This is a genomic window from Duodenibacillus massiliensis (genome assembly GCF_900128485.1).
Classification (GTDB): Bacteria; Pseudomonadota; Gammaproteobacteria; order Burkholderiales; family Burkholderiaceae_F; genus Duodenibacillus; species Duodenibacillus massiliensis.
Window position 1 is genome coordinate 479,874 of the sequence record NZ_LT635859.1, and the last position, 26,126, is coordinate 505,999.

General features: G+C 57.0%; 20 protein-coding genes and 1 tRNA gene. 9 read left to right on the forward strand and 12 right to left on the reverse strand.

Translation table 11 applies throughout. The annotated features are described in order from the left end of the window. The first annotated feature begins 280 nt into the window (after window positions 1-280). Window positions 281-1,342, forward strand: a complete 1,062-nt coding sequence (gene aroG, locus BQ7486_RS05185; protein WP_022373539.1) for a 3-deoxy-7-phosphoheptulonate synthase AroG — start codon at window positions 281-283, stop codon at window positions 1,340-1,342. Window positions 1,343-1,418: 76 nt separating this feature from the next. On the opposite strand, the gene tgt is transcribed toward aroG, so the two are convergent. Both tgt and queA read right to left on the reverse strand, forming a co-directional pair. Continuing rightward, the gene (gene tgt, locus BQ7486_RS05190; protein ID WP_022373538.1) at window positions 1,419-2,552 is read right to left on the reverse strand and encodes a tRNA guanosine(34) transglycosylase Tgt; all 1,134 of its coding nucleotides are present in this window, start codon (window positions 2,550-2,552) and stop codon (window positions 1,419-1,421) included. A gap of 5 nt (window positions 2,553-2,557) precedes the next feature. Continuing rightward, on the reverse strand, window positions 2,558-3,661 hold the full coding sequence (gene queA, locus BQ7486_RS05195) for a tRNA preQ1(34) S-adenosylmethionine ribosyltransferase-isomerase QueA (RefSeq protein WP_074009274.1): 1,104 nt from the start codon (window positions 3,659-3,661) through the stop codon (window positions 2,558-2,560). A gap of 692 nt (window positions 3,662-4,353) precedes the next feature. Here queA and BQ7486_RS05200 point away from each other — a divergent pair. After that, a complete protein-coding gene (locus BQ7486_RS05200; protein WP_022373536.1) occupies window positions 4,354-5,049 on the forward strand; it encodes a trimeric intracellular cation channel family protein in 696 nt (231 codons plus the stop codon). Here BQ7486_RS05200 and BQ7486_RS05205 read toward each other — a convergent pair. From BQ7486_RS05205 to BQ7486_RS05240, 7 genes are all read right to left on the reverse strand, one after another. Next, on the reverse strand, window positions 5,046-6,083 hold the full coding sequence (locus BQ7486_RS05205; protein WP_074009184.1) for a DMT family transporter: 1,038 nt from the start codon (window positions 6,081-6,083) through the stop codon (window positions 5,046-5,048). The two genes, BQ7486_RS05200 and BQ7486_RS05205, sit on opposite strands and share 4 nt — an antisense overlap. 437 nt (window positions 6,084-6,520) lie before the next feature. Beyond that, window positions 6,521-6,754, reverse strand: a complete 234-nt coding sequence (locus BQ7486_RS05215) for a sulfurtransferase TusA family protein (RefSeq protein WP_074009186.1) — start codon at window positions 6,752-6,754, stop codon at window positions 6,521-6,523. Window positions 6,755-6,759: 5 nt separating this feature from the next. Next, window positions 6,760-9,381 carry an alanine--tRNA ligase gene (gene alaS, locus BQ7486_RS05220; protein WP_074009275.1) on the reverse strand — a complete coding sequence of 874 codons (2,622 nt, stop codon included), beginning with the start codon at window positions 9,379-9,381 and terminating at the stop codon, window positions 6,760-6,762. A gap of 267 nt (window positions 9,382-9,648) precedes the next feature. Continuing rightward, window positions 9,649-10,983 (reverse strand): phosphoglucosamine mutase, encoded by a 1,335-nt coding sequence (gene glmM, locus BQ7486_RS05225; RefSeq protein ID WP_074009187.1) that lies wholly within the window; start codon window positions 10,981-10,983, stop codon window positions 9,649-9,651. Between the two features lie 39 nt (window positions 10,984-11,022). After that, the gene (folP, locus tag BQ7486_RS05230; protein ID WP_022373531.1) at window positions 11,023-11,889 is read right to left on the reverse strand and encodes a dihydropteroate synthase; all 867 of its coding nucleotides are present in this window, start codon (window positions 11,887-11,889) and stop codon (window positions 11,023-11,025) included. A gap of 90 nt (window positions 11,890-11,979) precedes the next feature. Next, window positions 11,980-13,878, reverse strand: a complete 1,899-nt coding sequence (gene ftsH, locus BQ7486_RS05235) for an ATP-dependent zinc metalloprotease FtsH (protein ID WP_074009188.1) — start codon at window positions 13,876-13,878, stop codon at window positions 11,980-11,982. Window positions 13,879-14,035: 157 nt separating this feature from the next. Next, on the reverse strand, window positions 14,036-14,686 hold the full coding sequence (locus tag BQ7486_RS05240; protein WP_143183067.1) for an RlmE family RNA methyltransferase: 651 nt from the start codon (window positions 14,684-14,686) through the stop codon (window positions 14,036-14,038). A 73-nt stretch (window positions 14,687-14,759) separates the two neighbouring features. On the opposite strand from BQ7486_RS05240, the gene BQ7486_RS05245 reads away from it, so the two are divergent. Further along, a complete protein-coding gene (locus BQ7486_RS05245) occupies window positions 14,760-15,197 on the forward strand; it encodes a YhbY family RNA-binding protein (RefSeq protein ID WP_022372438.1) in 438 nt (145 codons plus the stop codon). 84 nt (window positions 15,198-15,281) lie between these two features. On the opposite strand, the gene BQ7486_RS05250 is transcribed toward BQ7486_RS05245, so the two are convergent. Further along, on the reverse strand, window positions 15,282-16,535 hold the full coding sequence (locus BQ7486_RS05250) for a hypothetical protein (RefSeq protein WP_143183054.1): 1,254 nt from the start codon (window positions 16,533-16,535) through the stop codon (window positions 15,282-15,284). Window positions 16,536-16,728: 193 nt separating this feature from the next. Here BQ7486_RS05250 and BQ7486_RS05255 point away from each other — a divergent pair, with 193 nt between their 5' ends. Further along, window positions 16,729-19,110 carry an inorganic phosphate transporter gene (locus BQ7486_RS05255; protein WP_022372440.1) on the forward strand — a complete coding sequence of 794 codons (2,382 nt, stop codon included), beginning with the start codon at window positions 16,729-16,731 and terminating at the stop codon, window positions 19,108-19,110. Further along, complete coding sequence (locus tag BQ7486_RS05260) at window positions 19,110-19,784, forward strand: HAD-IA family hydrolase (protein ID WP_074009190.1); 675 nt, start codon at window positions 19,110-19,112, stop codon at window positions 19,782-19,784. Before BQ7486_RS05255 ends, BQ7486_RS05260 begins: the two co-directional genes overlap by 1 nt. Here BQ7486_RS05260 and uvrB read toward each other — a convergent pair. Beyond that, window positions 19,764-21,800, reverse strand: a complete 2,037-nt coding sequence (gene uvrB, locus BQ7486_RS05265) for an excinuclease ABC subunit UvrB (protein WP_022372442.1) — start codon at window positions 21,798-21,800, stop codon at window positions 19,764-19,766. The genes BQ7486_RS05260 and uvrB overlap by 21 nt on opposite strands. A 198-nt stretch (window positions 21,801-21,998) precedes the next feature. Here uvrB and BQ7486_RS05270 point away from each other — a divergent pair. From BQ7486_RS05270 to BQ7486_RS05285, 4 genes are all read left to right on the forward strand, one after another. Then, a tRNA-Asn gene (locus tag BQ7486_RS05270) sits at window positions 21,999-22,074 on the forward strand. A gap of 465 nt (window positions 22,075-22,539) precedes the next feature. After that, window positions 22,540-23,832 carry an IS21 family transposase gene (gene istA / locus BQ7486_RS05275; RefSeq protein ID WP_162272207.1) on the forward strand — a complete coding sequence of 431 codons (1,293 nt, stop codon included), beginning with the start codon at window positions 22,540-22,542 and terminating at the stop codon, window positions 23,830-23,832. After that, a complete protein-coding gene (gene istB, locus BQ7486_RS05280) occupies window positions 23,832-24,623 on the forward strand; it encodes an IS21-like element helper ATPase IstB (protein WP_074008582.1) in 792 nt (263 codons plus the stop codon). Before istA ends, istB begins: the two co-directional genes overlap by 1 nt. A gap of 48 nt (window positions 24,624-24,671) precedes the next feature. Further along, complete coding sequence (locus tag BQ7486_RS05285; RefSeq protein ID WP_074009191.1) at window positions 24,672-25,289, forward strand: DNA-binding protein; 618 nt, start codon at window positions 24,672-24,674, stop codon at window positions 25,287-25,289. 161 nt (window positions 25,290-25,450) lie between these two features. Here the strand turns inward: BQ7486_RS05285 and BQ7486_RS05290 are convergent, their stop codons facing one another. After that, complete coding sequence (locus BQ7486_RS05290) at window positions 25,451-25,732, reverse strand: hypothetical protein (protein WP_074009192.1); 282 nt, start codon at window positions 25,730-25,732, stop codon at window positions 25,451-25,453. Window positions 25,733-26,126: the final 394 nt, after the last annotated feature.

Genomic DNA, 26,126 nt, shown 5'->3' on the forward strand with positions numbered 1-26,126 from the left:
TTGCCGCCTGAAAAAGTCATGTTTTTTCAGGGTGCATGAACAAAATTTTGGAAGAAACGATGCTTAACCGCGCCGCCCGATTTTTTTATTACTTTTACTTTTTCTGCACACCGGCGGAAGGAGTGAGAGCGCGCACGAGTTTTTAAGCACGACTTCGAAAGAACCCCGACCGCCTGGCCATCAAGACCCGGCGGTTTTTGTTTCTCAGGCCGGGCGAAAAGAACCCGGCGGTGTTTGGCAAAACGATTTTTTAACCGACACCGAAAGAAAGGACTGAAACATGCGCTACACAACCGATGACCTCCGCATCAAAGAGATCCGGGAACTTACGCCTCCGGCACACCTCATCCGGGAATTTCCCTGCGAAGAAGTCGCTGCCGACACCGTGCACCGCGCGCGTCTTGCCGCGCACGACATCCTGCACGGTAACGACGACCGATTGATTGTTGTGGTGGGACCCTGCTCCATTCATGACCCCAAGGCCGCGCGCGAGTACGCCGAGAAACTCGCGGAAGTGCGCCGTAAGCTGCAGGGGGAACTTGAGATCATCATGCGTGTGTACTTTGAAAAGCCGCGCACGACGGTGGGCTGGAAGGGGCTCATCAACGACCCCGACATGGACGGCTCCTGCCGCATCAACCACGGCCTGCGAATTGCCCGTGAGCTCATTCTTGACATCAACAACATGGGACTGCCCACGGGGGTTGAGTACCTCGACATGATCACGCCGCAGTACATTGCGGACCTTGTGAGCTGGGGCGCCATCGGCGCGCGCACCACGGAAAGCCAGGTGCACCGGGAGCTCGCAAGCGGTCTTTCCTGCCCCGTGGGCTTTAAAAACGCCACCAACGGTGCCGTGAAGATCGCCGTGGACGCCATCGGCGCGGCCGAACACCCGCACTCCTTCCTTTCCGTTACCAAGGGCGGCATCTCCGCCATTGTCACCACAACCGGCAATGAAGACTGCCACATCATTTTGCGCGGCGGCAAGGAACCCAACTACGACGCAGAGTCCGTCAAAGCCGCCTGTGAGCTTTTGAAGGCCGCCGGTCACCGCGAAATGGTGATGATCGACGCCTCGCACTCCAACTCCAAAAAGATCTGCCGCAACCAAATTTTGGTGGTGGACGACATCTGTGCGCAGGTTGCCGACGGCTCCAGTGCCATCATCGGCGTCATGATTGAATCCAACCTCGTCGAAGGCCGTCAGGACATTACGCCTGATAAGCCCCTCACCTACGGTCAGTCGGTGACGGACGCGTGCCTCGGGTGGGATGACACCGTGAAGCTGCTTGAGAAGCTTGCGCGCGCCGTGCGCGACCGCCGCAGCCGCAACTGCTGATACCTCTGGCAGCAGGCGCAAAAAAGCCGGCGAAACCGTTTTGGGTTTCTGCCGGCTTTTTTGTGCGCGGGCCTCTTTAGTCCACGCCGCGGGCTCTGTCGCGGTAGAACTGCTCGCGCCAGGCGCCAAAGCGCCCCTCATCCAAAGCCTGCCGGATTTCTTCCATCAGATGCACGTAAAACGTGAGGTTATGGATGGAATTCAGACGCGCGCCGAGGATTTCGTTCACCTTCTGCAGATGGTGCAGATAGGCGCGTGTAAAGCCCCGGCAGCAGTAGCAGCTGCAACTTTCATCGAGCGGCCGCATGTCGTCTTTGTATTTGGCATTGCGGATTTTCACGTCGCCGTAACGGGTAAAGAGCCAGCCGTTGCGGGCGTTACGGGTAGGCATCACGCAGTCAAACATATCAATGCCGCGCGCCACCCCTTCCACGAGGTCTTCGGGCGTTCCCACGCCCATCAGATAACGGGGCTTGTCTTCGGGCATCTCGTGGACGACTTCATCCATGATGTGAAGCATCTCTTCCTTGGGTTCACCCACGGAGAGGCCCCCGACGGCATAGCCGTGAAAGCCGATGTCTTTGAGCCCGGCCAGTGACTCACGTCTGAGTTCCGGAAACATCCCGCCCTGCACGATCCCGAAAAGCGCATTGGGATTTTCCAGGCGGTCAAATTCCTCGCGGCTGCGTTTGGCCCATCTGAGCGACAGACGCATGGATTTGGCGGCTTCTTCTTTGGTTGCGGGCCTGTCGCCGATCATGTAGGGCGTGCATTCGTCAAAGACCATGGAGATATCAGAATTGAGGGTCTTCTGAATCTGCATGGAAACTTCAGGCGTCAAAAAGAGCCGGTCGCCGTTAATGGGCGAAGCAAAGCGTACGCCCTCTTCGCTGATTTTCCTGAGTGCCCCGAGGCTAAAGACCTGAAAGCCGCCCGAGTCGGTCAAAATCGGCTTATTCCAGTTCATGAAGCGGTGCAGACCCGCGTGCTTTTCAATAACTTCCAGGCCGGGACGAAGCCAGAGGTGGAAGGTGTTTCCGAGAATAATCTGGCTCCCCATCTCTTCGAGTTCGTTCGGAGCCATGGCCTTTACGGTTCCGTAGGTGCCCACCGGCATGAAAATCGGTGTCTGAACCACCCCGTGGTTCAGCGTCATGCGGCCGCGGCGGGCCTTACCCTCGGTTTTTAAAACTTCAAAGGAAAGACTCACGGTATTTACTCCTTGGCGGTGTTGTCCGGCCGAGCCCGGTCTTTTTCCGGGAGCTCAAAAAAGCAGGCGTCGCCGTAACTGAAAAAGCGGTATTTGTTGTCCACGGCGTGGCGGTAGGCTTGCATCACCCGGTCGCGGCCGACGATAGCCGAAACCAGCATCACGAGCGTGGACTTGGGAAGGTGAAAGTTCGTGATCATCACGTCGATCACGTCAAACTTATAACCCGGCGCAATAAAAAGTTTCGTGTCCATGGCGCCCGCGCGGATGACGCCCGGCGCAACGGCAGCGCTTTCGAGCGCTCTAAGGCTCGTTGAGCCCACCGCAATCACACGCCGCCCCTCACGCTTGGCGCGGTTTACTTTTTCGGCGGTCTCTTCGCTTACGGTGAGCCACTCGGAATGCATCGTGTGCTCTTCGAGGTTTTCCTCACGCACGGGCTGAAAGGTCCCCGCGCCCACGTGCAGCGTCACAAAGGCTTCGTCAACGCCTTTGTCCTTAAGTTCTGCCAGGAGTTCCTTCGTAAAGTGCAGGCCCGCGGTCGGTGCCGCCACCGCTCCCGGGCACTTGGCGTAGACCGTCTGATAGCGCCCGGCATCTTCGGCCTTGGCTTCACGTTCGATGTAAGGCGGCAACGGCACTTTGCCGAAAGCGTCAAGCACAGCGAGCACCGGCTCATCAAATTCAAGCAGAAAGAATTCCCCCTGACGGCCCGTGACGGTCGCGCCCGCTTCTTCCCCCTTATCGTTGACCGCAAAAAGGCGGCTTCCGGTTTTGGGCGTTTTGCTGGCTCTGAGCATACTTAAAGCCGTCTTTTCTCCGGTGACGCGCTCGATCATGAATTCAACGGCGCCTCCGGTGTCTTTGTGACCGCGCAGGCGCGCCTTAATCACCTTGGTGTCGTTCATCACCAGAAGGTCGCCCGGGCGCAGAAGCTTTTTGACGTCGGTGAAGTGAAGATCCTCAATCACGCTGTCCGTAACGTGCAACAGGCGCGAGGCCGTGCGGTCTGCAAGCGGATACTGCGCAATGAGTTCTTCGGGAAGATTGAAGTCGTAGTCGGACAGATGCTGACCGACCAGATAGTCTGGATGCAGTTGAAATGCCATGATGGCTTTACCGGCCAAATAAAAGAAAGGCGCCATTTTAGAGATTTCGTGCGGCTTTTCCTCTGTTTTTTCTCAGGTTTTACCATAACAGAAATATTTGGAAACAAACACACATACCAAAACAATGCCAGCACAATTGCGAATGATTCTCATTTACTGTATAGTTTCACCAACTGGGAAACAAAGCGCGGCGACACCGCAAACGGTACCTTTGGGGTCGGTACCGGTCGCCGGCAACTACGTTCAGATCTGTTTCTCCTGCAGTCTGGACGATGTTTCTTGGGGTTCTTCTGACGCGGTAACGGGATTTTCAGGCTCCCGTTACCGCTTTTTTTCGTCCTTTGCGCTTAGTTCGAAAGTCTAGTTGCGAATGATTCCCATTATGTGTAAAGTGTCGGCAACCGGGAAACACAGGCGGTGACACCGCAAACAACGTCAACGGGGTCGACGTTGGTCACCAAGGCCTTGCGTTTCAGGATTGTTTCTCCTGCAGTCCGAAACATGTTTCTTGGGGTTTATATGTTCGCGCTGACGGAACTTTCAGGCTTTCCGTCAGCGCTTTTTTTCGCGGTAATTCTGACGGGCGTGCGCGTCCGTTCTCTAAAATAGCCAAAGAAAGTCGACGAAGAAGCGTTGTCTGTCCCGTCCGGGTCGATTTTCCTTTGTGCGGCAGGCGCACCGGAGGAAACACCATGCAGTCTGGAATTCTCTCGCTCACCGACATCATCGGCATCGCCGCCTTTGCCTTTGCGGGTATTTTGGCCGCTGACGGTAAAAAGCTCGATCCGGTGGGCGTTTTTGTGATGGCCTTCACGACCGCTTTCGGCGGGGGGCTGGTGCGCGACATCATCATTGACAACCGGCCGTTTTTCTGGGTCGCGCACAGCGGGTACGTGTGGCTCACGATTTTTATCGCGGCCTTTGCCCCCTCCCTTTTAAAGCACTTCAGGGAGTTCCTCCCCTATTCCGTCTTTATCTGGTCGGACGCCGTGGGCCTGGGATTTTTCTCCGCGGGCGGCACGGCGTTATCGCTGCAGGCGGGGCTCCCACCCCTGCCCGCCGCCATCCTGGGCGTGTGTACGGGTGCTTTCGGCGGCATGATCCGCGACGTCTTTTTAAACCAGATGCCGATGGTGCTCTCTGACAAACAGCCCTACGCTTCCGCAGCGTTTCTGGGCTGCTGGATTTATATCGCTTTGGTGTACTTCGGCGCGGACGATGCGTTTTCCCTCATTTTGTCGAGCCTTCTGATTGTGGCCGTGCGGATGCTCTGCTGGTACAAAGGCTGGAACATCATCCGCTACCGTGACGGGGACGAGCCCAAAAAGGCAACGGATCAAAAGCCCGCCGTCACAAAAACCGGCAGCCGGCCCGATCCGTCGGGTTAAATACCGTTTGTGCCGTCGGCAGCAATGCGGTCGCGGTTGGCGGCACCCCGACGGGCCTCATGCGGCTCATCCTCCGCGTCATGCACGACCTTAATCGTTGACTGAAAGACCTGAAGCGACCCCAAAACACCGAACATCAGAATCGCAAAACCCACGACCATCGAAAGTGTCGGAAGTTCCCCGCGCCAGATGAGCGCATAAATCACGGCAAACACAGACTCAAAGACGATGAACTGGCCTCCGAGTCCCGCAGGCAGCCGCTTACTCATGCTGTTCCAGCAGATCATCGCTATCCATGAGCAGAAAAGGCCGATCACAAAAGCCGTGGCAAAGAAGGTCCAGGGGGCGGGCCCCCAGACGGACACCGTCGTGTCCATAAAGCCCATGGGCCAGGCAACGATTCCAAAGAGCACCATCACCAGGGGCAACACGGTCACGCCCTGCAGTGCCGTCCACGCCCCCGTTGAAAGCCGCGTGTGCTTTAAGAGCCACTCGGCATTCATGATGGAAAACCAGGTCCAGGAGATGACGGCAGCGATACCGAAACCGACACCCACCCAGTATTCGGTGCCGCCTTGGGCGCTGGCGGTCACGGCGCGTTCAAATTCGGAATAGTTGGCAATCACGAGGCCCACGAAAATGATGCAAAGCGGCGGCAGAATCTTTGCCCAGGGCAGTGCCGCGTCACTGCCGGCATTGCGGAAATTCGAACCGATCGCAACAAGCACCGGAATCACGGCCATAAACATGCCTGCAAGCGGCGCTCCCGCGAGACGAATGCAGACGGTAAGAAGGCAGTAAAAAAGAACGTTGCCGAAAAGCGGAAGCTTAAAAGACTGCCAGACGTCGGTGCGGGTAAAGCGCTTTAATTCCCGCCGGTAGACATAAAGAAACGGCAGCGAAATAAGACCGAACGCGATAAAGCGCGAAAGCGCCACCAGTACCGGGTTATAGTCCGGCACGACCAAAGGGGCGATGTAGATTAAGCCCCAGAGAGCACCGCTTGCGATGCCCAGTAAAACACCCGTCAGCATGACAAAAAACACAGTTTCCGAACGCCCGCCTTTCACCCGTGCGTTCTTTTTCTGCTGATGCGGCCGCTTTCTTTGATGAAGGAGGGAGTCGTTAGTGAAAGCGCCGTCCTTAAGGCCCGCTTCCCGCGCCGCCGGCGCAGACCGTGGAAACCCCGCCTTAAGAAATCAGGTGAGCGTGAAAATTACCTGCATTTTCTGCGGCTTCCGGCTCCGGATGAAAGCCGCCGCCCGACACGGTTTTCTTAAAAGGCGACGGATGGTAGCACTGTGTTTTGCCTAGGTAAAGTACCTTAGTCAAAAATTTCCCGTAAAGACGGCATTTTCCGGACTGGGACTTACCCTTAAGCCGCAGAAACGGGACGAAAAAAAAAAAAAAGAAAAAAAAGCCCGGCCGAAGCAAAGAATTGCTGGACCGGGCCTCATGCCGCAGAAAACCGTTACGGACGGTGCTTCACCACGTGCTTTGTGGTTTTGCCGTCAGCCTGCATCTCCTGCGCGACCAGAATATGGCCGCTTTGCTCACAGAAAAGCCGGATATCCGGCACGGCGTGGGGATCATCGGTGAGAACTTCCACGACGTCCCCGGCCGCTTTTTTCGCAAGCGCCTTTTTGGTTCTTAAAACCGGCAGGGGACAGGCCATCCCCCGCAGGTCAAGCACTTCGGCCTCCATCACGCTCAGGCGAGCTTTTCGCCGATAAACGTGCGGGCTGCCTTCATGGCGTCGGCCAGTTTGGCGACGTCAGCGGCGCCGGCCATCGCCATATCGGGCTTGCCGCCGCCCTTGCCGCCCGCGACGGCCGCCGCGGCGTTGACAAGTTCTCCGGCCTTGATGCGGCCCGTGAGGTCTTTGGTGACACCGGCGCAGAACTGGATCTTGTCGCCTGCGACCGCAAGAAGAATCACGGCACTGCCGAGCTTGTTTTTGAGATCATCCATCGTGGTTCTGAGGCTCTTGGCGTCCATGCCTTCAAGCACGGCAACGAGAACCTTGACACCGGCGACGTCTTCGGCCTTCGCAACCACATTGGCGCCCTGCGCGGCCGCGAGCTTATCCTTGGCGGCCGTCAGTTCCTTTTCAAGTTCGTGGGCGTCGGCGATCAGGCGGTCGATCTTACCGGGCAATTCTTCCGCAGGCGTCTTAAAGCGTGCGGCGCTTTCGGTAAGCAACGCGGCATTGTGCTGCATGAGTTTCAGGGCATTCATGCCGGTCACGGCTTCCACGCGGCGCACGCCTGCGCTGATGCCGGCTTCCGACACAATCTTGAAGCACCCGATGTCGCCGGTGCGTGCAACGTGCGTGCCGCCACAGAGTTCCCGCGACGTACCGATATCAAGCACACGGACCGTGGCGCCGTACTTTTCACCGAAAAGCATGACGGCACCGGCCTTCTTTGCTTCTTCAATCGACATTTCACGCGCAAGCACCGGGGTATTGGCAAGAATCTCGGTGTTGACGATGTCTTCGACTTCAGCGATCTGTTCGGTCGTCATGGGCTTGTCGTGCGTGAAGTCAAAGCGGGTGACCTTGCTGTTCACAAGGCTCCCCTTCTGCGCGACGTGGGCGCCGAGCACTTCACGAAGCGCCTTATGCATGATGTGCGTCACGGAGTGGTTGCGCGCGACGGCTGCGCGCGTTGCCTGATCGACCTGCGCGTCAAGCACGTCGCCAGCCTTAAGGCTTCCTTCCTTGATGTGCGCGGCATGCCCGAAGACACTTTCCTTGATGCGGAAGGTGTCCGTGACCTGCAGCAGCGTCGTGCCGTTTTCAAGGATACCGACGTCACCGACCTGGCCGCCCATCTCAGCGTAAAAGGGCGTCTTGTCAAGCACCACAATCACGTCGTCGCCTGCAGCCGCTTCTTCAACCTGCGCACCGTTACGGTAAAGCGCAAGGACCTTGGCCTGCGGTTCGTCCAGGGTCTTGTAACCCTCAAACGTATTGTTTTCACCGGTGTAAAGGACTCCGGCCGCAACCTTAAACTTACCGGCAGCGCGGGCCTTGGACTTTTGTTCGTCCATTGCCTTATCAAAGGCTTCGACGTCAACCTTAAGACCGCGTTCGCGGCAGACGTCGGCGGTGAGGTCAACCGGGAAGCCGTAGGTGTCGTGCAGCTTAAAGGCGACATTGCCGTCAAGCACGCCGTCCTTGGTTTCGGCAATGGCGGCTTCGAGAATTTCCATGCCGTTGCTTAACGTCTGCAGGAACCGTTCTTCCTCGCTCTTAATGACTTCGGCAATGCGCGCATCCTTCACTTCAGGATAGGTGTCACCCATTTCCTGCGCGACGGAATCAACGAGCTTATAGAAGAAAAGCCCGCGGGCGCCGAGCTTGTAGCCGTGGCGGATGGCGCGGCGGCAGATGCGGCGCAGCACGTATGCGCGGCCTTCGTTACCGGGCTTGACGCCGTCAGCAACGGCGAAGCTGCAGCAGCGAATATGGTCGGCAATCACCTTAAGCGAGGGCGACTGCGGATCCACGTTTTGCGCTCCGGCTTCTTCCACGGCCTTTTTCGCGGCGGCCATGATGTTCTGGAAGAGGTCGATGTCGTAGTTGGTCGGCACGTCCTGCAGCACGGAAGCAATACGCTCAAGCCCCATCCCCGTATCGATGTTGGGGTGCGGCAGGCGGTTGAGTTTGCCGGTCGTGTCACGGTTAAACTGCGTGAAGACGAGGTTCCAGATTTCCATGTAACGGTCGCCGTCTTCATCCGGGCTCCCCGGAGGGCCGCCCTGCACGGACGGACCGCGGTCATAGAAGATTTCCGAGCACGGACCGCAGGGACCGGTGTCGCCCATCATCCAGAAGTTGTCCGACATGTAGCGCGCGCCCTTGTTGTCGCCGATGCGGATGATGCGCTCGGCCGGCACGTGGATTTCGTTCAGCCAGATGTTGTAGGCCTCATCGTCCTCGAAATAGACGGTGACCCAGAGGCGTTCCGGCGGCAGCTTATAAACGGTCGTTAAGAGTTCCCAGGCCCAGTGAATCGCTTCGTGCTTGAAATAATCGCCGAAACTGAAGTTTCCGAGCATTTCAAAGAACGTGTGATGACGCGCCGTGTAGCCGACGTTATCAAGGTCGTTGTGCTTGCCGCCGGCGCGGATGCACTTCTGAGAGGTCGTTGCGCGGTGCAACGACTTATCAAGGCCCAGGAAGTTGGCCTTGAACTGGTTCATACCGGCATTGGTAAAGAGCAGCGTCGGATCGTCCTTGGGAACGACCGGGCTTGACTTCACAATCGTGTGGCCCTTGCTCTCGAAAAACTTGAGGTACGCCTGACGAATGTCGGCGGCCGTCATATAGGTACTGGGTTTCATAGTACTCGCAATAAATTCGCGCTTAAAAAAGCGGAAGCCGCCCGTTTAAGGGCGACCGAAAACCTGTGCGGTACGGGCGGTTTGTTTTTCAACCAATGCTGCCCCGGCAAAAAGCGAAGCGCCGTCCGCGAAAACGATGAATTTTAACCGTTAATTGCGGCCTCAACCACGGCGAAAGGCAAAAGCCCGAAAGAAAAACGGGCCGTTCCTTTCAGAAAATCCGCCCGTTTGTGTTTTTTTCAGGAAGCCTCAGACTCTGAGCGCATCGGCAAGGCCCTGCGCAAGCGTCTGCGCCTCGGCCTTATCCCCCGTCTCCACCATGATCCGGAGCAGAGGTTCCGTGCCTGAGGGGCGGATCAGCACGCGCCCGCGCCCCGCGAGCGTTTTCTCTGCCTCAGCAACCGCCGCAACAAACGCGGCATTACCCTTCCAGTCATAGCCCTTTTCAATACGCTTATTGATGAGAACCTGGGGCATGAGTTCAAGCCCCGCCAAAAGTTCAGCAAGCGTCTTACCGGTGTCTCTGACGGCAGCCAAAACCTGAAGCGCGCTCACGATGCCGTCGCCGGTACTCTGCCTGTCAAGCGCAATGATGTGCCCGGAGGATTCTCCCCCGAAAAGCCAGCCGCGCTTGGTGAGTTCTTCCATCACGTAGCGGTCGCCCACCTTGGCGCGCACGAAGGGAAGCTTCATTTCACCGAAGCGCTTTTCCAAAGCGTAGTTTGTCATGAGCGTGCCGCAGACACCGTCAACACGGCCCTTTCGGCCCCGGTCGCAGACGATGGCGTAAAGAAGCTCATCACCGTTATAAAGGTGGCCTGCGGCGTCAGCCATAATGAGGCGGTCGGCGTCCCCGTCAAAGGCAAGGCCGTAGGCGCAGCCCGCCTTGGCGGTGCGCTCGGCCAGGGTATCCGTGTGCGTCGCACCCACACCCTCGTTGATGTTAAAGCCGTTGGGACTGACGGCGTCCGCCGTCACATCAGCACCCAACTCATGAAAAACGGCGGGAGCGACGTGGTAGGAAGCGCCGTTGGCGCAGTCGAGATAAAGCTTCATCCCCTTAAGGTCGAGCCCCGCGGGGAACGTGCTTTTACAAAATTCAACGTAGCGGCCGGCCGCATCATCGAGCCTTCGGGCTTTGCCGAGATTGTCGCTTGCCTCACAGTGAAAGCCTTTGTCGATTTCGGCTTCAACGGCAAGCTCCACGGCGTCCGGAAGTTTTGTGCCGGCAGCGGAGAAAAACTTGATGCCGTTGTCGCAGTACGGATTGTGGCTTGCACTGATCGCAACGCCGGCTTCAAGTCTCAGAGCCCGCGTGAGATAGGCAACCGCGGGCGTCGGAATGGGCCCGGAGAGAACCGTATCCACGCCGGCAGACGAAAACCCCGCCTGCAGCGCGGCTTCCAGCATGTAGCCCGACACCCGGGTGTCCTTGCCGATTAAAACCGTCGTTTTGCGTCCGGCATTTTCCCTGCGGATCACGCGGCCTGAGGCCTGCCCCAGAAGCATCACAAAGTCCGGCGTCATGGGAAAAGTTCCCACCGTGGCTCTTACACCGTCCGTGCCGAAGTAGCGTCGCGTCATGTTGTTCTTTCTCTTTTGGCGGATTCAAACTTCTAGATATTAATCCTTAAGACGCACCTCTGCCGCACGCACGGCCGCCAAAACGTCAAAAGCTTCCTTCGTTTCCCTCACGTCGTGCACACGCACCAGCTGCGCGCCGCGCTCAACGGCAATCAGGGCCCCGGCAACCGAACTCACAATACGGTCGCCAGCCTTGGCTACGCCCGTGACGGCCCCCAGGGACGACTTACGGGAAAGCGCCATCAAAAAGGGCCTGCCGAGTTCCACGAAATGCGCCGTTGCCGCAAGAAGCTCAAAGTTCTGCTCCACGTTTTTCCCGAAACCAAAGCCCGGATCAAACATGACCGCCGCGGGGTCTGCGCCGGCGGCAAGCAGCACCTTTTCCTGCGAGAGCAGAAAGTCGGTGACTTCGCCGATCAAGTCCGTGTAGGACGGGGCCTTCTGCATGGTGCGGGGCGTCCCCTGCATGTGCATCACAATGAGGCCGCAGCCGCTTTGGGCGGCAGCCTGAGGCGCCCCCGCCTCACGAAAACCCCGGATGTCGTTCAAAATCTCGGCGCCTGCGGCCGCGGCTTCCCGCATCACTTCGGGTTTACTTGTGTCCACCGACACAATAAGTCCCTCTCGGGCCAGCGTCTTTACCACCGGAATCACACGGGCGAGCTCTTCTTCAAGCGAGACATCCGCCGCGCCTGGGCGCGTGGATTCGCCCCCGACGTCGATGATGTCGGCGCCGTCAGCGGCAAGTTTTCTGCCCCAGGCAACGGCCGCCTCGGTTGTGGCGTGTTCTCCGCCGTCAGAAAAGGAGTCGGGCGTCACGTTCACAATCCCCATGATGCGGGGGCGGGTCAGATCGAGCGTGCGGGTTCTGAGTTTCCAGGCAACCGCTGCTTTTGAATTTTGCATTTTCTCTTGTCCTTTCACGGAAAAAGGACGGAAAGCGCACGGCACTCCGTCCTTTTGCCGGGGCCTGCCGGCCCCGTCTTCACATCCTTCTTACGCCGCAGGCGGCTGTGAGCCGTTATCCTGCGCGGACGCAGCAGCTGCAACCGCAGCGGGAGCCGCCGGCTGCGCGGCCCCGGCGGGCTGCGAAACCTTCGGTTCACGCGGGGGCTTGCCTGCCATGATGTCGTCGATCTGATCGGCGTCAATCGTCTCCCATTTGAGAAGCGCCTGCGCCATGGCTTCAACCTTGTCGGCGTTGTCTTCAATGAGTTTACGCGCAGTTGTGTACTGCTCTTCGAGGATGCGGCGGATCTCGTTATCAACCGCACGCATGGTTTCCTCAGAGATGTGGCTTGTGCGCGTCAGAGACCGCCCCAGGAAGGGATCCCCTTCGTTTTCGGCGTACACCATCACGCCCATGCTGTCGCTCATACCGTAGCGCGTCACCATGTCGCGCGCCATCTGGGTGGCACGTTCAAAGTCGTTGCTTGCGCCCGTGGTCATCTGATGCATGAAGACTTCTTCGGCGATGCGGCCGCCGAACAAAATCGCGATGCGCGTCAAAAGGTACTGTTTGTCGTAGGCGTAGTGATCTTCTTCCGGAAGCTGCATCGTCACGCCCAGGGCTCTGCCGCGCGGGATGATCGTCACCTTATGCACGGGATCGGACTTGGGCATGAGTTTGGCTACGAGCGCATGACCGGATTCGTGATAGGCGGTGTTGCGCTTTTCGTCCTCGGTCATCACCATGGACTTACGTTCTGCGCCCATCATGATCTTGTCTTTGGCAAGCTCAAAGTCGTTCATATCGACCACACGGCCGTTACGACGTGCGGCAAAAAGCGCAGCTTCGTTCACGAGGTTTGCGAGATCGGCGCCTGAAAAGCCCGGTGTGCCTCGCGCGAGAATGTCAGCGCGCACGTCCTGCGCCACAGGGATCTTTTTCATGTGAACGTTGAGAATCTGCTCACGCCCGCGAATGTCGGGCAGCGGCACCACGACCTGGCGGTCAAAGCGGCCCGGGCGAAGGAGCGCCGGATCCAGCACGTCAGGGCGGTTTGTTGCCGCGATCACGATGATGTTGGTGCCGGTTTCAAAGCCGTCCATCTCTACGAGCATCTGATTTAACGTCTGCTCGCGTTCGTCGTTGCCGCCGCCCAAGCCTGCGCCACGCTGACGGCCCACGGCATCGATTTCGTCGATGAAGATGATGCAGGGCGCGTTTTTCTTGGCGTTTTCAAACATGTCGCGCACTCGCGCGGCACCCACACCCACAAACATTTCCACGAAGTCAGAGCCTGAAATCGAGAAAAAGGGCACCCCCGCTTCACCGGCGATGGCTTTCGCAAGAAGCGTCTTACCGGTCCCGGGAGGTCCGACGAGCAAAATGCCGCGCGGAATATGGCCCCCGAGCCTCTGGTACTTCGAAGGGTCCTTGAGAAAGTCCACGACTTCCTGGACGTCTTGCTTCGCTTCATCGCACCCGGCAACGTCGTTAAACCGCACCTTGTTGGCGGTGTCGTCAAGCATTCTTGCCTTACTCTTACCGAAGGAGAAGGCGCCGCCCTTGCCGCCCTGCATCTGACGCATGAAGAAAATCCACACGCCGATCAAAAGCAGCATCGGGAACCAACTTACAAAAAGCGTCTGCAGGAAAGACGGTTCCTCTTCGGCCTTACCGTAAACCTGCACGCCGTTTTTACGCAGATCGTCCACCATCCAGAGGTCGCCCGGACTGGTGATCGAATAAGCGGGCCCGTCGGTGGGCGTCACGGTGAGCTTTCTGCCCTGCACGTCCACGCGGCTGATGCGGCCTGCCTTGGCGTCAGCCATAAACTGCGTGTAACTCGTCTGTTCGGCCGCCGGAACCGCACGTTCGCCGTCAAACTGCCGAAACACGGTAAAGAGCACAAAGGCGATCAGCACCCAGATCGCGATGCGCCCCAGCATCCTGTTGTCCAAAATTGTCCTCTCAGTCGTCGGTATTTTTGCCGTCACCGGGAGCGCTCAAGGCGCACAGACGGCTTCATTTTGCACGTAGCCTAAACGAAATCGGGCGTTTTGTCGTCCAAAGCCGCGAATTTCCAAGCTTTTTTGTATCCGGTCGTTAAGCGTTCTTCTTTGCGGGTTTAAGTCCCCGCCCCACCACATACATTTCCGGACTCGTATCGCGGCTTGCCTCGGGTTTGCGCTGCTTCACCGTCTTAAAGACGCGCTTGCAGCTTTCCACAAACTGCGAGTAGCCCGAGCCCTGAAAAACCTTCGTTACAAAGACCCCTTCGGGTTTGAGGTTCTTTTCGGCAAATTCAAGCGCAAGTTCATTTAAAAGAAGGCTCGCGCCCGCGTCGACCATCGCTACGCCCGAAAGGTTCGGAGCCATGTCGCTGATCACCACATCGGCCTTGCCGCCCTCCAAAAGCGCATCCAGGGCGTCCGCCACTTCCTGCTCCCTGAAGTCGCCCTGCAGAAAATCCACGCCCTCAATGGGCTCCATCGGGAGAATATCCATCGCAATCACGCGGCCGCAGAAGGTGCCGTCAGGGTTTGTGAGGCGCTTTCTTGCAATCTGAGACCAACTGCCCGGAGCGGCGCCTAAATCCACCACGGTCATTCCCGGGTGAAAGATCTTTTCCTTTTCGTCAATTTCCAGCAACTTGAAAGCCGAACGCGCACGATACCCCTGCGCACGGCTCATTTTGACGAAGGGATCGTTGATGTGACGCTCGATCCAGGCACGGTTGGAGCGGAGTTTTTTCAGTGATTTGGGCATAGACCAATTACAATAGCGGGACAAAAAAGAGTGTCTTTTTCTTAGGAGAAAGCTTTTTATTATGGCCGAACTCATTTTAGAGCGCGACAAGCGTCTCGAACTGCGCGGACAGGCGCATCACCTCAAAGCCCGCGTTCTTTTGGGCGCAAACGGACTTACCGAAGCCGTCGAAAAGGAAGTAAGCCGCGCGCTTGACGATGCGGGGCTCGTGAAGATTCACGTTCCGGGCGACGACCGTGAGGAGCGCACCGCCATTTACGAAGCGCTTGCCGACAAGCTCGGCGCAGCGCGCATTCAGGCAATCGGCAAGATGCTCGTTCTCTGGCGCCCGCCCGTTGAAAAAGAAGAAAAGAAACCGGCCTTTGAACCGGCTCCTTCAAAAAAGAAGGTCGCCGTGAAAAAGCCCGGCATGAAAAAGACGGCCAAAAAGCCCGTCATCATTCATGCCCGTCCGAAGCGCAAGACCCTCACGAAAAAAGCAGCGCTTGCCAAGTGCTGATTCCTGTCTGAGTGAGATACGCCAAACGGCATCCGGTTTTCGGGTGCCGTTTGTTTTTTCCTGGCAGCTATATCTGCGCCCGGCTTAATCCGCGTCCAGAGCCGCCGTCAACGCGTCATGCAGATCTTCATCGAGCTCATCGCAGGTCACGGCGGCAGCGATCTGATAACCCAGAAGGCTGATGCAACGCTCCGCGTAACTGTCAAATTCCGTTTCCAGAAGCTTCCAGCCGACTTTTTCACGCTCCACGCCAAAACACGCCGATGCGAGAAAAAGCAGGTACGACAGACTCTCACGCACGCGCCAGGCGTCTTCTTTGCTCTGAGAATCGAACGCTTCCGTGAGTTCGTCAAAATATGGCGTCAGGAATTCGCGTTCCGTTACCTTTCTCAGGCTTTTGACTGCCTCCGGCCACAACACAGAACAAACCACCTTGGCTTCCTGAGCGTTGCTGAGCAACACCTCAATGTCCGCGTCCCGAAGGTCTTCCTCTTTTTTCAGCGTTTCAGCAAAGTCATCCCGACGCTCAGCCCAAGCGCGCCGCATGAGCGGTACAAGACTTGCAAATGCCAGAACAATATACGGACGCAGGCGCGAACCGACTTCTTTTGTTCCGTTCAGGATTTCTTTGGCGGTTGATTCAAAAAGCTGCGGCATGTCCGGATCATCCGGCCATTCATCCTCATCAAGCCCGTCATCCTCTTCCTCATCTGCTTCGTCCGTGTCTTTCCCGTACGAATCGAGCATGTCCTCCAGGTGCGGCGCCACGAAAAACGTCAGAAGAACACTGAGGGCCGAGGAAAAATCCCCGGCTTCATCTTCGGCCTGTGCTTGTGGCAACCCGCGGGCGACGAATGCCTCAGCCACCACAGAAGCAATCACAGCAGACATCTCTTCGGGTGCGGCATCCTTAAGTGCTTCAGAAAACTGTTTTCCGAGCAAACGCATGGCAATACGCGCAGTCACAGAAACCGCCGTGCGCAGGTTAACCGCCTCCTGCCGCTTTCCTTCCCGGCTGTGCCACAATCTGACGCCCTCGGATCGGGTTTCGCCGCTTCCAAAAAGAAGGCGGTCCTTCTCCGGAAACACCTCATTGAGCACGCCGTAACAGGCGAGATCCTCATCGTCGGCAGGGGAAGCCGCTGCTTTATCTGCCCGATATGCCGCTTCAAGCGTGCGGCCGACAAGCAACCTGTCAATTGTGTTCAGAAATGTTCCGGCCAAGTCAACCGCCACAGCCGTCATTTCGTGCGGCAATGCGCGAAAAGCCGCTTCAAGATTTTCCCGGCTGACACCGGCATCCTTAATAAAAAATCCTTTGTAAGAATCGTCTTCCATTTTTCTCTTCCCGCCCGACAGCCGATTGTTATTGCAGTGGCACGAGACTAACACGGCAAGGCCTTTTTTTCCGCGCCTGCAGCGAAACATTTGCCGAATGTGTCGGTTTGTCACAAATCTGTCACAAAACCCCGTCAGACTCTCAAAAATATCATAGACCCGTCATATTTGTGCCTGTGGCACAGCTCTCGCGATGGACAACTTTTACCTTGTCATCCTGGCTTTTCTGGCGATTCTCGCCTGTTTTGACCTCTTTGTGGGCGTCAGTAACGACGCCGTCAACTTCTTAAATTCAGCCCTGGGCTGCCGCATCGCCACCTACCGCACCACAATGATTGTGGCAAGCCTTGGTGTGCTTCTCGGAGCCACCTTCTCTTCGGGGATGATGGAAATCGCACGAAGCGGCGTTTTTCATCCGCAGATGTTTACCTTTGCGGAAATCATGGTGATCTTTTTTGCCGTGATGGTCAGCGACGTGCTGCTGCTTGATACCTTCAACTCCCTGGGGCTTCCCACCTCCACCACGGTTTCGATTGTCTTTGAACTGTTGGGCAGCGCCATGGCTGCGGCGCTTTACAAAATCCTCACCGCCGACGGGTCAGTGGCGGGCCTGGCTGAATACATCAACAGCGCCAAGGCGCTCACCATTATTTCGGGCATTCTGATTTCGGTGGTCGTCGCCTTTATCGCGGGCATGGTCGTGCAGTACATTGCGCGCCTTATTTTCACCTTTCACTTTGAGCGGATGTACCGCCGCGTGGGCGGCCTTTTCGGGGGATTCGCGATCACCGCGATCTTTTACTTTCTGGTGATTAAGGGGGCTTCGGGCTCTAGCTTCATGCGCCCCGAATGGATCAGCTGGATTAACGCCAACACGCAGACCATTCTTCTCTCGCTTTTTATCGGGCTCACGGTTCTTTTTCAGATCCTCATCCTGCTTTTTAACCTCAATATCTTCAAGATCGTCATTCTGTCGGGGACGTTTTCGCTTGCCTTTGCCTTTGCCGGCAACGACCTTGTGAACTTTGTGGGTGTGCCTCTGGCGGCTTTAGACAGCGTGCGCGACTTTATGGCAAACGGCACGGATGCCGCAACGTACCTGATGACAAGCCTTCAGAAGGGAAGTGCCGCGCCCACGTTCTTCCTCTTACTCTCGGGCAGCATCATGGTGGCAACGCTCTGGCTCAGTAAAAAAGCCAAACGCGTGGTGCAGACCTCCATCAACCTCTCTTCGAGCCAGTCGGGCACGCACGAGCAGTTCGGTTCGTCGCTGCCCGGGCGAATGATTGTGAGAAGCTCGATGACGCTCGGCCGCGTTGTGCGCCAAATTATTCCGGCCCCCGTGCAGGTGATGCTGCACTCGCGCTTTAAGCCCCGGGCAATCAAGCGCGGTGAACCCGTGCTTCCCTTTGACTATGTGCGTGCCTCCATCAACCTCGTTTTAAGTTCAATTCTGATTGCTTCGGCAACGAGCCTCAAGCTCCCGCTTTCGACGACCTACGTCACCTTCATGGTGGCGATGGGCTCAAGCTTCGCGGACGGCGCCTGGGACCGTGAGTCGGCGGTCTACCGCATCTCTGGCGTTTTAACGGTCATCAGCGGGTGGTTCCTGACGGCACTCACAGCCTGCACGGTCGCGGGCGTGATGTGCATGCTCGTGATGATGGGCGGGGAACTGATGTGCTGCGCTCTGATTCTTCTCGCCGTCACGCTTCTTGTGCGCTCCAACTTCTTTGGTAAGAGCAGCGCCGACACTGTGATCGTGGCCCCGAAGGCCAGCGACTGCAATTCCGTGCGGGACGCCTTAAACAAGATGGTGGGCACGTATCTTTCCCGCACCGTGGATATTTACAGCGACACCGTCACGAGTTTTCTTGACGACAACGAAACGGGCCTGCGGCACTTAAAGACGGACGCCACCTCGCTATTTGACAGCCTCTCGCAGCAGAGAAGCACCTACTACGGTATGGCGCAGGGTACGGGCGGCGCAGACACCAAACTTGATCAGGATGCGCGCTACTGCTTCTTAAGAACCTACACCAACATGCGTGAAGTGGGGCGCGGCCTGCAGCGGCTGACAACCACCGTTAAGGAGCACGTTGCCAACCGTCACCGTGTTTTCCATGGTGAGTCAAAGCGCAATCTTTTGGCGCTTGTCAAAGACCTGCAGCGCCTGAGCCAAACCGGCGAAGGCAAGCATTCCCTGGAAGCCGTAAGCCTCTCCGCCAACGACATCATCAGCGAAATCGACGCGATGCAGTCGGACCTTTTAAAGTCCATTTCCCGCGAAAACCTCTCGATGCGCGGCTGCGAGCTCTACCTCACGTTCCTGCAGTTTGCCCGTGAGCTCGTGAACCGCTACTCGATTGTCGCGGTGCTGCAGAAGGAATTAAACGACCTCTGTGACGAAAACGACCGCCGCAAAGCCAAGGAAGCAACGGAACAGAAAACGACTGCGGCCACGCCCGCAGCCCAGCCCTCGTCGGGGCGCAGAATTCTGCAGGCGCTGCATCTGACGCCGCGCCAGCCCAAGGTGCCTGACGGGCAGAGCAACACGCCTGAAGGAAAGGCCTGATGCCCGCGCACTTTAAAGCCGTCCTTTTTGATCTGGACGGCACGCTCGTGGACAGCGCACCGGACCTTGTGGCGGCCGTCAACAGCCTCAGGCGTAATCTGGGGCTGCCGGAGATCATTTATGAGGCCTTAAGGGGCCGAGCCGGGCACGGAATACGGGGCCTTGTGTGGAGCGCGCTGAGAATCCGTAAAGAGGATCCCCCCTTTGCAGGGCTTTCAGACGCGTTTCTCACGCATTACGAAGCGCATATCCATGACGGCACGCACCCTTTTGCGGGTGTTGAGGCAATGCTCACGGCACTCACCCGACGCGGCATTGCCTGGGGCATTGTCACGAATAAACCGGAGCGCCTTGCGAAAATTGTCGTCGGCAACAACCCGGTGATCTCCGAGGCCCGCTGCGTGATCGGCTGGGACACGGTCGGGAAAATGAAACCGGCTCCGGATTCCCTCATTTTGGCCATGAAAACGCTGGGGGTTATGCCGTCCGAAGTTTTGTACGTCGGAGACGATGCGCGCGACACACTTGCCGCACACAACGCCGGCTGCCGCGCAGCCGCCGCCCTTTGGGGCTACACAGCCGGCAACACCCAGCCGGCTGACTGGGGATCTGACTTTCTCCTTAAGAGCCCCGCAGAGCTCCTTAACCTTCTCTCAGAGCCCGTCGCCGGCTGACCCGAAGACAAGCTTTTTGAGTTCCTCCAGGCGGTCGCGGTACATCGCGGCCTGCTCGAAGTCGAGATTTTTAGCGCACTCAAGCATCTTCTTTTCGGTTTCCTTGATGCGCTTGGCAACGCTTTTTTCATCATCAGGATTGACGTCGGCAAAGACAACCGCCGATTCTTTCTTGGCCTGATCCGGACCCTTATAAACCCCGTCGATGATTTCACGGACTTCCTTCACCACAGACCGCGGCGTAATGCCGTGCTCCTTGTTGTAGTCCTGCTGCTTGGCGCGGCGCCGTTCCGTCTCTCCGATGGCTTCCTTCATCGAGTCAGTCATCTTGTCGGCGTACAAAATGGCCTTGCCGTGCACGTTACGCGCGGCGCGCCCGATGGTCTGAATGAGCGACCGCGTTGAACGCAGAAACCCCTCTTTATCCGCGTCCAGAATCGCCACAAGCGAAACTTCCGGAATGTCCAAGCCCTCACGCAGGAGGTTAATGCCCACAAGCACGTCAAAGACGCCGGCACGAAGGTCGCGGATGATTTCCACGCGCTCCACCGTATCGATGTCGGAATGGAGGTACCGGACCTTGACGTTGTGTTCGCTTAAAAACTCGGTGAGCTCTTCGGCCATGCGCTTGGTGAGCGTGGTGACCAGCACGCGGTCCCCGACCTTCGTGCGCTCGGAGATTTCGCTTAAAACATCATCGACCTGCGTTGTCGCGGGCCGCACCTCTACTTCGGGGTCCACAAGCCCCGTGGGACGCACGACCTGCTCGACGATCTGAGAACTCTTTTTGAGTTCCCACTCCGCGGGCGTTGCCGACACAAAGATGCTGCGGCGCATCTTGCGCTCAAATTCGTCAAAGCGAAGCGGCCGGTTGTCAAGGGCCGAAGGCAGACGAAACCCGTAATTGACAAGCGTCTCTTTTCTTGAGCGGTCCCCGCGGTACATGCCGCCTAACTGCCCCAGCATCACGTGGCTTTCATCGAAAAACATGAGGGCATCGCTGGGGAGGTAGTCAATAAGGCACGGGGGCGCCTCCCCGGGCGCAAGGCCCGTCAAATGCCGCGAATAGTTTTCAATGCCCTTGCAAAAGCCCACCTGATCGAGCATTTCAAGGTCAAAAAGCGTTCTCTGCTGCAGGCGTGCCGCTTCGATTTCCTTGCCGGCCGCCCTGAGTTCGGCAAGCCGCTCCTTAAGCTCCGCCTTAATCGTGCCGATTGCGTGCACGATCTCGTTTCTCGGAGTCACGTAGTGACTTGCGGGGTACACGACAAAGCGCGGCACCTTCTGGCGCACCTGGCCCGTTAAGGGATCAAAGAGCACGACGGCATCCACCTCATCGTCAAAAAGCTCAATGCGGACCGCAATTTCAGCGTGTTCGGCGGGGAAGACATCAATCGTGTCGCCCCGTACCCGAAACGTGCCGCGAAGAAATTCGAGGTCATTGCGCTTGTACTGCATTTTGACGAGCTGCTTGATGAAGTCTTCGCGCGTTTTGGTGTCGCCCTGCCGTAGAATCAGACGCATCATCGTGTAGCTTTCGGGCTTACCGATACCGTAAATTGCAGAGACCGTCGCGACGATGATCGTGTCACGACGCTCCAAAATACTTTTGGTGGCGGCAAGCCGCATCTGCTCGATGTGTTCGTTTACCGCCGAATCCTTTTCAATGAAAAGATCACGCGCCGGAACATAGGCTTCCGGCTGGTAGTAGTCGTAGTAGGAGACAAAGTACTCGACGGCGTTTTCCGGAAAGAACTCACGCATTTCCGAATAAAGCTGCGCGGCCAGCGTCTTATTGGGGGCCATGACAAGCGCCGGCACCCCCACGCGCGCGATGACGTTGGCCATCGTGAAGGTTTTGCCTGACCCCGTGACGCCCAAAAGCGTCTGAGCGGAGAGCCCTTCTTCCACCCCTTCCGTGAGTTTTTCAATGGCAGGGCCCTGGTCACCGGCCGGATCGTAGGGCGAATGCAGCCTGAAGGGCGAATGCTCAAACGTGAGAACCTTATCTGTCATCGCTGTTGCACTAAAACGCAGTACCAAACGCAGAAACGGTTAACTTTAGCACCCGGCGCGTCCGATCGCCTCAGGAAGACGCAATTTTCTTTTCGTTGAATTTCAGTTACTTAGCCTCAGGAGCCGAATTTATTTCTAAAAATCGGCTGTAAGGACTTGCCAAGAGTGAAAAACGCCTGTATAGTTCGCGTCCTGCATTCCCCGATAGCTCAGTCGGTAGAGCAACGGACTGTTAATCCGTGGGTCGTTGGTTCGAGCCCAACTCGGGGAGCCAGAATTCATAAAGGTCCTGATACAAACGTGTCAGGACCTTTTCATTTGTGCTTGCCGCACCCGCTTCTCCCAAAATTGTGCGTTTTCTCTGTAACTAGCGCACGCACGTAGAAGGCCGCCATTACGACGGCCTTTTGCGTATCCGGGCTCAGTCATCAAGGTCCGGCGGCAAATCCCCAGACGACGCTCGGGAAATGTTGCTTGCAACGCCTGTGCCAGGGGTGTAGACCCCACCAGCTGATTCAACGCTCAAGTAGCACCACCGTGTAAGCGGACTATCTCTTTGGTCCGCCGAATTGAGTTCTCGGGATCAATGGGCTTGAACTGTTGCACGACATACTAAAGTACCCACCAAACGACATTAATTTTGACCCACCTCGAGGGGGCGTCGTGAGGTACTTTTACAATGACGAGAAAGTCGAGGATCATGGGTTCCGTTGTTCATCACAACGGAGGTTCCAAAACCATGATTACCAAAGAATGCCGTCTTCTTGTGCGGCAACTTGTTCTTGAAGAACACAAACCCATCCGCCATGTCGCCCGGATCTTGGGCATGGCACGCAACACGGTTAAGCGGTGCCTGCAGACGGATACCGACCAACCCCGCCGAGACACCCGCAGTCAGGCCGGCCGCTTTCTGGCCGAGCACTCCGACGAGGTGCGAAACAGCTTCTACACGTGCGAGAGCCGCTGTCCACCACTGCAGAGTTTGTTGCGTGAGACTTACGGCGTTGACATCCCCCTGAGAACGCTTGAGCGGTTTTGCAAGCCGTTTCGTGAGGCTGCCCGAGCTTGCCTGCAGCAGCAGGCTATTCACGGTCGCTACGAGACTGCTCCGGCACAGCAGTTGCAGATCGACTTCGGCGAGAAGGTTGTTCGGTTGGGCGGGAAGATGACACGCCTGCACTTTTTTGTTTGCAAGCTCGGTTACTCACGCCGATTGTTTGCCAAGGCCTATCCGTCTGAGACCCAGACTGCCTGGCTGGACGGGCTTGAGTCGGCCTTCCGCTACTTCGGCGGTCTGCCTTACTGCATCGTGTGCGACAACGCTTCCAGTCTGGTTCGCAACCACTATGCCAAGACGGCGGTCGAACGCTTTACCGAGCGCTTCTACCAGTTCTGCACCTACTACGGTCTCAAGCCGATTGCGACCGCCGTGTGTAAGCCTCGCAGCAAGGGAAAAGTGGAATCGGGGGTGAAGTATCTCAAAGGCAATCTGGCCGGCGTCAACAAACCCACCATCGAGGATTGGAACCTGTGGCTTGAGGCTTGGTGCCGATCTTCCGACGAGCGCAAGCTCTCGACGGTGTTTGACGGTCCTCGGACTCCTGCCCAGAGGTGGCAAATCGAGCTCCCCAAAATGCGTGCGCTCAGTAAGCCGCCGATGATCCACACCTACGTGGAGACTCGCAAGGTCGGCAACAACGACGGTCTTATCCGTGTTGACAACAAGTACTACCGAGTCCCCCAACATCTTGTCGGAATGAAGGTGCAGATTCAGATCGACGAGGCAACGATTTCTGTGTTGCAAGGGGGTGTTATGGTAGCCACACTCGATAAGACCGCCGATGTATTTAACCCTCAAGCTCAAAATCTGTCAAACGGTGAGATCGAGAAGGATGCCTACGACAAGAGTCGGGACAAGCTTGCCGAGGATCCTCAGTGGCAAGCTTACAGTGAGCACCGCAGCGCTCTCAGCGCCGATACGCGTGCCTATGACGACAGCATCGGCTGGACCGAGCCCAAGGAGCAAGAGTGATGAGCCGTGAATCTGATGAGAGGCTCTGCTCTCTGGCCGATCGTTTGCGTCTGCCCTATCTGCGCGACCACATGACCGAAGTTCTCGAGAATATTGCGCAGGCCAAAATGACGCCCCGTCAGGCTATCGAGTACGCCTTCGGCAAGGAAGTGCAACAGCGTGAATGCAATCGCTTCAAGCAGTTGCTGCAGTCGGCGCATCTGCCGACGATCAAGAAGCTGGAAGATTTCGATCTGACGGCGCAGCCGTCTATCAACCCCGGGACTATCCGTGAATTGGCCAGCTTGGAGTGGATTGACGCCGGCGAGAATGTCGCCTTCTTCGGCGTTCCTGGTGTGGGTAAGACGCATCTGGCGATCGGGCTTGGCTACAAGGCCATTGAGAGCGGTCGGTCCGTGCGTTTTTACACGGCGGCCAATTTGCTCGCCACGCTTGAGAAGGCGTCAAGAGAAGATACGTTGGAAGCGAAGCTGCGGGAAATCAACAAGCCCCAGGTGATCATCATCGATGAGATTGGCTACCTGCCGTTCTCGCCGTCGGCAGCACATCTTCTGTTTCAGTTGATCAACCGCCGTTACGAGAAGAAGAGCGTGGTCATCACGAGTAATCGACCGCCCTCGGAATGGAGGCTCATCTTTGCCGACGAAGCGGTGGCCGCGACGATCCTCGATCATCTTCTGCACCACAGCACAGCGTTAACCATCACGGGAAGCAGCTATCGATTGAGGGAGCATCGCCGTCAGGCCCTGAACAAGGGGCTTTTAACCAAGGACAATCGTCCCGAGTCGTAACAATAACGTTACGCTGTAACGTTACAGCAATTTTTGAAGAGATTAAAAATGATGAAAGATCAAAGTGTTAGTGATTCTGTACGTGAAATTTTAGAGAGCGTGCGGGAGAGTGACCTTCAGTTGCCGTCCATCCGTGCCATCCGAGCCAAGATTGGGAAGGGCTCGCTGGGGACGATCTCGGAGGCAGTGAATGAGTGGAAACAAGAAAAGCTTGTCCAAAAGGGCGAACTTCCGTCAGGGTTCGAACAACGTGAAGCCGAAAATATCATCAAAGCAGTATGGGAAGCCGTGGCCCCGATGATTCGGGCCCAGGTTGAACAGATCGACAGCCGCGCCAAGGCGCGGCTTCAGATCGAACACGACGAGGCAAGCCGTGTCAGGGAGGCCGCCGACGAGGCTCTAGCCTCGGTGGAGAAGAAGGAGCGCCGACTCGAAGAACTCGATGAGCAGGTGCGTGGTTTGCAGGAAGATCTGGCCAAGCTCAAGGGAGCGCTCGAACAGGCCAACACGGAGAATCTGCGCCTTGCAGCAGAAAACACCCAATTGCACGAAGCCTTGGATAAATCGCTTCAGGAGGAAGCCAAAGCACAGGCGTCACTGCAGTCGATGAAGAGGCTGTTGCCGTTCCTTGATCCCAAACACTTGGACAAGGTCTGCGTTGGGTAGCTTTGAATAAACAACCGGGGGGGGGGCGGCGGCCAAGAACGGCATTTGACGCGCCTTCCCCCTCCACGGCCTGCCGGCCGTGGAGGGTCGGCACGTCAAATGCCGTTCTTTTGTCCCTTTTGGAGGTGGGTCAATTTTTATGTCGTTTTGAGGGTCAATTCTTATGTCGCTTGACAGGGCTTGAACTCAAGTCGTCCGCCTCTGTAGCGATAAACGCGGAACTTCTCCAGTCCGGAGTGCTCCTTTTTAAAGTCCTCTTTGAAAACAATCTCCCAGCAATCCTTCTTACCGTTGACCGGCAGGCACTTACCGACAGAGCGGGAATTCCCCTTGCTGCGGGCAGGACGCTTCTTAACGGGATTCTTGTACGTCATTGCGTCCCTGTTCTTGGCTGAACCGTTGATGATCAGGGGCGGCAGTTCCGGAAGCGTAATGTTGGGCATGGTGTGCTCATAGAAACCTGTAGAGATGTTCTTTTTTGCGCAAAATATCGTTGTTTGCCATTGATTTAAAACAAATCTTTGGCGATTAATCTATGAATGTATCTATACGCGCACAATTTGGGCTTCTTTTCTTCAAAAAAACCACGCTGTAAGCACAAGGCACTATGAAGCCTCAGTAAAACCGTTCTAGCATGACGGTTACCCGGTTTTTTCCGCATCCACCGAAAGGAAAAAGCGTGCCGGGGCGTTTTCTGAGGTCAACACAAACGGCCCGCGGAAAACGTTGGCTGTTACGTTCTGAAGGCCTGGTTCACAGCCTTTGCGCCTGCAGAAGCAGTCAAATTCGTGCGGTCTGCGCCGGACAACCCCGATGCCGGTACCGTCTGCACCGTTG